At 45.4% G+C, this 8,108-nt stretch carries 7 protein-coding genes and 2 pseudogenes; all 9 read left to right on the forward strand.

The features are described from left to right. On the forward strand, nt 1-218 hold a 218-nt coding region (locus ACTTKA_RS11645), incomplete at its 5' end, for a hypothetical protein (RefSeq protein WP_442725160.1). Between the two features lie 242 nt (nt 219-460). Further along, complete coding sequence (locus ACTTKA_RS11650) at nt 461-997, forward strand: GNAT family N-acetyltransferase (protein ID WP_385994513.1); 537 nt, start codon at nt 461-463, stop codon at nt 995-997. A gap of 8 nt (nt 998-1,005) precedes the next feature. Beyond that, a complete protein-coding gene (locus tag ACTTKA_RS11655; protein WP_014223713.1) occupies nt 1,006-1,479 on the forward strand; it encodes a DUF4494 domain-containing protein in 474 nt (157 codons plus the stop codon). After that, nucleotides 1,476-2,141 (forward strand): YggS family pyridoxal phosphate-dependent enzyme, encoded by a 666-nt coding sequence (locus tag ACTTKA_RS11660; protein WP_442725161.1) that lies wholly within the window; start codon nt 1,476-1,478, stop codon nt 2,139-2,141. The genes ACTTKA_RS11655 and ACTTKA_RS11660 overlap by 4 nt, the downstream gene beginning before the upstream one ends. 84 nt (nt 2,142-2,225) lie before the next feature. After that, entirely contained in the window at nt 2,226-3,203 is a 978-nt protein-coding gene (locus ACTTKA_RS11665; protein ID WP_385994509.1) for a dihydroorotate dehydrogenase-like protein, read from the forward strand. 281 nt (nt 3,204-3,484) lie between these two features. Next, nucleotides 3,485-3,685: pseudogene (locus ACTTKA_RS11670) on the forward strand (helix-turn-helix domain-containing protein). A gap of 63 nt (nt 3,686-3,748) precedes the next feature. Continuing rightward, nucleotides 3,749-6,457, forward strand: a complete 2,709-nt coding sequence (locus ACTTKA_RS11675) for a DEAD/DEAH box helicase family protein (protein WP_442725162.1) — start codon at nt 3,749-3,751, stop codon at nt 6,455-6,457. Between the two features lies 1 nt (nt 6,458). Beyond that, nucleotides 6,459-7,880 carry a type I restriction-modification system subunit M gene (locus ACTTKA_RS11680; RefSeq protein ID WP_442725163.1) on the forward strand — a complete coding sequence of 474 codons (1,422 nt, stop codon included), beginning with the start codon at nt 6,459-6,461 and terminating at the stop codon, nt 7,878-7,880. Nucleotides 7,881-7,916: 36 nt separating this feature from the next. Then, nucleotides 7,917-8,108 (forward strand): annotated as a pseudogene (locus tag ACTTKA_RS11685) (restriction endonuclease subunit S); the annotation flags it as partial.

Here is an 8,108-nt window from a genome sequence, read left to right on the forward strand (position 1 = left end):
TTGCCAAGGTTGGAACCTTTTATCTTTTGGGGCAAGTTTGTGCTCTACCAACTGAGCTACTTCCGCGTTGTTTTCTTTTGCATTCGCAGTCTGCCGGTGTTGCTTTTTTCTTGCCAAGGTTGGAACCTTTTATCTTTTGGGGCAAGTTTGTGCTCTACCAACTGAACTACTTCCGCGTTATTGCTACTTCTGCGAAATGCGGTTGCAAAGATAGATGAAATTTTTGTTCTGCCAAAAAAGAAAAAAGATTCATCTTCGAAATATTCCATTCTCATGGACTCAATCATCCGAAAAAAAGTTTCTTCTCGAGCTGCGTCGATAATTGTCAGTCAGGTATGGAGCCGGCTTCCCGATACGGTTCATAATTTATGCCGGAAACGCTTTGTCACCCCGAAAATAAATCATAGTTTTGTCACAAAAATCAACTGCAGGTTCGTGACCGGAAAGGGCCTGAAAAACGATGGAAAAGATAAAATTGAATAAAACGACGGAGCTCCGGCCACTTCAACAATCGGATGTCTCGGATATCTTTCATGCGATCGATACGCAGCGCGAATATATGCGTAAGTGGCTGCCGTTTGTCGAAAGGACACATAGCATCGAAGATACGCTGAAGTTTGTGCGGGCTGCCGTCAATGATGCGGATCGCGGAGATTACACGTTCGTGATCGTGTGTGAAGGCCGGTTTGCCGGTCTGATCGGGTTTAAAGATACCGATAAAGACAATTGTAAGACGGAGATCGGCTACTGGCTCTGTGAGGAATATCAGGGGCAGGGACTGATGACGCTTGCCGTGAAGGCGCTGTGTGATTTAGCCTTCGGGAGGTTGAAGATTAACCGTATACAGATCAAATGTGCGGTAGGCAATACACGCAGCAAACGCATCCCTTTGCGATTGGGTTTTATGTATGAAGGAAACGAACGCGACGGCGAACGCATGGCTGACGGTCGGTTTACGGATTTAGATATTTACAGTAAGTTACGAACAGAAAAATAGAAGGAAGAATGAACTGGTTTGAGTGCAAAGTGTCTTATGATAAGGCGATGGAAGGAGGAATGCAGAAAAAGGTGACGGAGCCTTATTTGGTAGATGCCATGTCGTTTACCGAGGCCGAAGCCCGTATTATTGAGGAGATTCGTCCGTATATATCGGGTGAGTTTACCGTAGCCGATATTAAGCGGGCACGGTTGAGCGAGATCTTCTATAACCCTCAGGGAGACCGTTATTATAAGGCTAAAGTATGCTATATTACGCTCGACGAGAAGAGCGGGGCGGAGAAGAAAACAGCGGTGCAGATGCTCGCGCAGGCCTCGTCGGTCAGAGAGGCGATCGAGGTCATCGACGAAGGGATGAAAGGCACGATGGCGGATTATGAGATCGCTTCGGTGGCGGAAAGTCCGTTGATCGATGTGTTTCCGTTCTCCGAAGATGCTAAGGAGAGACAGGCTGTGATGCTCAAACAGGACGTTGAGGGATGAAAATTGCAGACCGTTTGGCGCGTATCGGGCAGACGATTCCGGCAGGCGTTACGCTTGTAGCCGTTTCCAAATTTCATCCGGTCGATGCGTTGCTGGAAGCTTACGACTGCGGACAGCGCGTGTTCGGCGAGAGCAGGGTACAGGAACTGATGACGAAGCAGCCGGTGTTACCCGCCGACATCGAATGGCATTTTATCGGAACGTTGCAGACGAACAAGGTCAAATACATCGCACCGTTTATTCATGTGATTCAGAGCATCGACTCCCTGAAGTTGCTGGCCGCCGTGGATAAGGAAGCGAAGAAATGCGGTCGCCGAATCCGGGTTCTGATCGAAGTGCATATCGCGGAAGAGGCCTCGAAGCACGGATTTACTCCGGACGAATGCCGGGAGTTGTTTGCGCGAGATACATTGAACGCTTACCCACATATCCGGGTGGTCGGGCTTATGGGAATGGCCACGTTTACAGACGATGAAACGCAGGTGCGTCGCGAGTTTCGCAAGCTCCGTTCGCTGTTTGAAGAATTGCGCTCCTTGCCTTCTGCGGGAGATGATTTCAAGGAACTGTCGATGGGGATGAGCGATGATTATCCTCTTGCTTTGGAAGAGGGGAGTACGATGGTGCGCGTGGGAACGAAGATATTCGGTAACCGCATATATTAACTCCTGTTCCGTCATTTTACAGGACGGGATACGGGAAGTATCAAAAAAATATTTAATTTTGTCGTTCGAGAAAAAGAAATGAATATGATCCATACAGAAACGAAATACGCGGGGCTGACATTGAGAAACCCGCTGATTATAGGAAGTTCGGGACTTACGAGTAAGGTGGAACGAAACAAAAGCTTTGAAGAGGCAGGTGCCGGAGCGATTGTGCTCAAGTCTATGTTTGAAGAACAGATCGAGGCGCAAAGCGATGCATTGATGCAAGGGGCGGACGACTATCCGGAAGCGGCGGATTATGTGCGTCACTATGTTAAAGCTAATCAGAGTGAAGAATATTTGACTCTGATTCGTGAGACGAAGGCGCAATGCACCATTCCGATCATTGCCAGTGTGAATTGTTACAAGGCCGATACCTGGGTGGATTTTGCCCGTCAGATCGAAGCAGCCGGAGCCGATGCGCTGGAGCTGAATGTGTTTTACCTCTGCACCGACTTGTACGCCACAGGACAGGAAGTGGTTAATGTTTATACCTCCATCCTCAAGAAGGTGAAGGAACAAATCTCTATTCCGGTGATTATGAAGATCGGGAAAGGTTTTAGCAACATTCCCGCGGTGGTGAATTTGCTGAAAGGTCACGGAGCCGACGGAGTCGTACTGTTTAACCGTTACTATCAGCCCGATATTGATATTCATTCATGTCAGATCACGTCCGGACAGGTGTTTAGCAGTCATTCCGACTTGAGCGACACGCTCCGCTGGACGGCGCTTGTCTCAGGCATTCTTCCGGATGTTTCGCTGGCGGCATCGACCGGTGTGCATGAGTGGAAAGACGTCATCAAATGCATCCTCGCGGGAGCGTCGGCCGTGCAACTATGTACCACCGTCTACAAAAACGGCACGGAGATCGTTACACAGGTGCTTACCTGCCTCGAAGAATGGATGGCGCAGCAAAAATACCAGTCGATCGATGAATTTAAGGGACGATTGAGTTTCTCGAAAGCCCCGAACGCATCGATGTATGAACGTACACAATTCATGAAATACTTTGGTTCCGTATAAAACCGAATGATAAAGGGTTTAGGCGTTTGATATTGAGAGGGTGTATTAACTTTGCTCGCCTAAGGGGAACGGATAAGAAACGAGCGAGGCTCTCTTGTCCTCTTCGTTTTGCAGAATTATAAATATCCCTTGTTTCTTACTCGTAAAGGTGCTGATTTTTCGATGAAAAACGATTGAGATTGGAGAAATTCGTTGCCTCGGAGAAAGAAACAGCTAATTTCCTCCTGATAATGCCCTTAATGTGTAGGTGAACTCCACAATTTTAGAAAGCAAATCAACAGATGAAGGCTATGAATAGGATTAAATCAGTATTAGCAGAGAAGCAAGTTTTAGGAAAATGGCTTATTGAGGAGATAGGGCGTACAGAAAACACCGTATCTTGTTGAGTGTCTAATAAGCTTCAGCCCTCATTGGAGAGCCTCCTTGAGGTTGCCGATGCTTTGGATGTGGATGAGCGAGAACTCCTTAGACTTTCAAAGTAAATCACAAACACGTTATGCTCTGAAAATGGCACTAAACTTCTCATAATATAAACTTATCAGAATATGCTACCAGAAGAAAAATCAAGGGTTATTATCGACAGAATGCTTGGAGAAGCAGGCTGGAAGGTCGTAGATAGAGTTGACTACGCTCCTAATATGACTGCTGTAGCTATTCGAGAGGGGCTAATGGAGGGTAATAAGGAAGCCGATTATCTGCTATTTCTTAATGGGAAAGCTATCGGAGTATTGGAGGCTAAGCGTATTGAAGTGGACATTAGCTCAAGTTGCGTCCAAGAGCAGGCGATGGGTTACACGCGTGCTTGCCCCTCTTGGTGTCAAGCGTGGTTTCCAACTATCCCTTTACCACTTGCTTATGTATCCAATAGCAAGGAGTTGATGTTTAGAGATACTCGAGAGATAGAAGCATCCTTTACATATCGAAAAGCGATACATAGCCCTAAAGAAGTGGTGAAACTATTGGGCATTCAAGATGATTATGCGGGGCTTCCTTCGCTTAATCCCAAGGGGCTTCGGTCGTGCCAATTTAAAGCTATCAATAATTTAGAAACTTCTTTCCGAACCGGAGAGCGAAAAGCTCTGATGGTGCTGGCTACAGGTTCTGGAAAAACCTATACCGCCTGTTTGGCGGCATATCGTTTACTTGCCTTTACCTCAATGAGGAGAGTTCTCTTTTTAGTGGACCGCAATAATTTGGGTAAACAGGCAGAGAATGCCTTTGGTACATTTCGACTAACCGAAACAGGTGACAGCTTTACGGATATTTATGCAGTCAACCGTTTGCGTTCTGCTCAGATTCCGACAGAGAGTAACGTCGTAATATCGACCATTCAGCGACTTTTCTCTTTACTCAAAGGCGAAGAAATCACAGACACCGAAGAGGACGATGAGCCAACCGATGTTAGCGTCGTTCTACCCGAAAACCCTAACCTTCCCTCAAACTTCTTTGACCTGATAATTATTGATGAATGCCATCGTTCTATCTATGGCGATTGGAAGAAAGTACTCGACTATTTTACCTCAGCTAAGATGATAGGCTTGACTGCCACACCAATTCCCGAAACGATAGCCTTTTTCAATAACAACATTATCGTCAACTACAGTTTAGAGCAGTCTATCGTGGATAATGTCAATGTAGACTGCCGCATTTATCGTATCAAGACAAAAGCTACAGAAAATGGAGGTGCGATACTTGAGGGTGATAAGGTTCAAATTGAAACTCGCTATACAGGTGAAATCCAAATCATCAGTCGAAAAGAGACAAAAGACTACTCCAAGGAGGAGCTCAATAGAAGTATTATCAATCCTGCACAAATTAAGCTCATACTTGAGACCTATAGAAACAAGGTTTACACGGAGATGTTTACAGAGCCTCAGCGAGAACCCAACATAGAGTACCTTCCTAAGACCCTGATCTTCGCACTAAACGAAGCCCATGCCACCAACATTGTGCAGATAGCTAAAGAGGTCTTTGGACGCACAGACAATAGGTTTGTACAGAAGATTACCTATTCGGCGGGCGATAGCAATGAACTAATACGACAATTTCGTAATGACAAAGACTTTCGTATAGCAGTCACTTGTACGCTTGTTGCGACAGGTACAGACATAAAGCCTCTCGAAGTGTTGATATTTATGCGTGATGTGGCCTCCGAACCTCTCTATATCCAAATGAAGGGACGTGGAGTGCGCTCCATCGATGATGAACAACTACGTAACGTAACACCAAATGCTTTTAGCAAGGATTGCTTCTTCCTTATAGATGCAGTAGGGGTAACCGAGCACGAAAAGATTATTCCTTCTCCTACCGATGGAGCAACCACTATGCTGATATCTCTCAAAGAATTGTTGGAGAAGATTGCCCACGGGAATGTGCTTGATGACTTTCTCCGCCTTTTGGCTGCTCGGCTATCACGGATTAACAAGAAAAGTGAAGAAAATCAGCGAGATGAGTTTGTAGCGAAGGCGGGGCAAAGTATGGAAGACATGGCACGTCAAATATATTCGGCACTTGAGTCAGGGACGCTTCCGCTCTATAATGATGTGAATGATTTAAACGCAGAACGTAAGGATTTGGTACATAATCTGACAAATAATCCCGAAGCACGTAAGTATCTACTCATTTTGAATGCTGGCTTTATCGAGATGTTGATGCCGGGCGAAGATGAACTTATCTCTACAGGTTTTTCTGTGGAGGAAGCAAGGTCTTCCACCTCTGCATTTGAGTCTTTCTGTTCAGATCACAAAGATGAAATAGAGGCCCTCCGATTGATATACAACAATGATGGTGCTCCGCTTACTTATACAATGCTTAAAGAGTTGGAATGCCAACTGAGATGGGCTAATCGAAAGTTTGCTCCAGCACAACTATGGAACAGCTATGCCATCTTATCTCCTGAAAGTGTCAAGCCTTCATCTACAAAAGAAGAGAAAGAAGCCTTGACTAACATCATTCAGCTGGTGCGTTTTGCATTTCGTCAAATCACCAGACTTGAAAGCCTATATCCATTTGCAGGACAAAAATTTAACCTTTGGTCAGGTCAAATACAACGAACACTCTCAGATGAACAAGCAAATTTGATGCGACAAATAGTATATTATATCGCATCAAACGGCAGTTGTACGGTTGCCGAGATCAAGGAGCACAACATCACACAAGCCGCTCAATTCATCCGTGCATTCGGTTCTAAAGACGAAGCAAATCAAGCATTAGCTTCACTCTCTCAATTTATTCTTTATAGAAAATCAGCATAAAATGGCAAAAACAATAAATACAGAGCAGACACTCACAAAGAAAGTTTGGAACCTAGCTACCACGCTTGCAGGTCAAGGCATTGGTTATACTGATTATGTTACTCAGCTTACCTATCTTTTGTTTCTCAAAATGGATGCTGAAAACGTGGAGCTATTCGGTGATTCATCTGCCATTCCAGAAGGATATCGCTGGCAAGACCTTGTAGTACTGGATGGCTTAGATCTATTGGAGCAATATGAAAAAACGCTCAAACTCCTCAGCGAGCAAGATAATTTGATCGGGACTATCTTCACTAAGGCTCAAAATAAAATCGACAAGCCGGTCTACTTGCAAAAAGTAGTCTCTATGATTGGCGAGGAGAAGTGGTTGGTTATGGATGGCGATGTCAAAGGTGCTATCTATGAAGGTATCTTAGAAAAAAATGGTCAAGATAAAAAAAGTGGTGCAGGCCAGTACTTTACCCCACGCCCACTGATTCAAGCGATGGTCGATTGCCTTAGACCTCAGATTGGAGAGACTGTCTGTGACCCAGCTTGTGGTACGGGCGGATTCCTTTTGTCCGCTTATGACTATATGAAAGAGCAGTCGCAAGACAAAGCAAAACTCGATTTCTTGAACAACAAAGCACTACATGGCGTAGACAATACCCCCTTGGTGGTAACTTTGGCTTCCATGAACCTCTACCTCCACGGCATTGGTACTGAACGGAGCCCTATTACGTGTGAAGACTCCTTAGAGCGTGAGCCTGACAACTTGGTAGATGTGATTCTTGCTAATCCTCCTTTTGGCACACGCCCCGCAGGTTCGGTAGATATCAATCGTCCCGACTTCTATGTAGAGACAAAGAACAACCAACTCAATTTCCTCCAGCACATGATGCTGATGCTCAAACAAGGTGGGCGAGCAGCCGTAGTGCTTCCCGATAATGTGCTTTTTGAGGGCAATGCAGGAGAAACTCTTCGTAAGCGATTGCTGAGCGACTTCAACCTCCACACCATACTCCGATTGCCCACAGGTATTTTCTATGCCAATGGTGTCAAGGCTAATGTGCTTTTCTTTTCAAAAGGCCAAGAAACGAAGGAGATTTGGTATTATGACTATCGCACTGATATCAAGCACACCTTGGCTACCAACAAACTGCAGCGTCAGCACCTTGATGATTTTGTAGCTTGCTATACTGCCAAGCATCGTGTCGAAACTTACAACGCTGAAACAGCCCCTGTGGGTCGTTGGCGTAAATACAATGTAGACGAAATCTTGGCTCGAGATAAAAATAGCCTAGACATCACGTGGATCAAAGCTGGGGGCGAGGAAGAGAATATCTCTCTGCAAGACTTGATGGGGACAATATCCGCACAAAGCGAACGTATCAGTAATGCTGTGTCGGAGCTACAGAAGCTACTAGCAGGATTAAAAGAATAGCGATTGCTCCACGAATAACCATAATACAAATCAGTAATGGACACAAAGAAATTACGCCAAAAGATACTCGACCTTGCTATTCGGGGGAAACTCGTCCCTCAAGATCCCAACGATGAACCCGCATCGGTGTTACTAGAGCGTATCCGAGCCGAGAAAGAACGCTTAATAGCAGATGGAAAAATCAAGCGTACTCGCAAAACTGCCCAAACTTCTGATACGCCCCATTAT

The sequence above is a fragment of the Tannerella sp. genome (assembly GCF_052170195.1).
Taxonomy (GTDB): Bacteria; Bacteroidota; Bacteroidia; order Bacteroidales; family Tannerellaceae; genus Tannerella.

Coding starts and splice junctions, on each gene's coding strand:
- ACTTKA_RS11665 (WP_385994509.1), top strand. CDS start 2,226: ATGATCCATACAGAAACGAAATACGCGGGGCTGACATTGAGAAACCCG.
- ACTTKA_RS11680 (WP_442725163.1), top strand. CDS start 6,459: ATGGCAAAAACAATAAATACAGAGCAGACACTCACAAAGAAAGTTTGG.
- ACTTKA_RS11675 (WP_442725162.1), top strand. CDS start 3,749: ATGCTACCAGAAGAAAAATCAAGGGTTATTATCGACAGAATGCTTGGA.
- ACTTKA_RS11655 (WP_014223713.1), top strand. CDS start 1,006: ATGAACTGGTTTGAGTGCAAAGTGTCTTATGATAAGGCGATGGAAGGA.
- ACTTKA_RS11660 (WP_442725161.1), top strand. CDS start 1,476: ATGAAAATTGCAGACCGTTTGGCGCGTATCGGGCAGACGATTCCGGCA.
- ACTTKA_RS11650 (WP_385994513.1), top strand. CDS start 461: ATGGAAAAGATAAAATTGAATAAAACGACGGAGCTCCGGCCACTTCAA.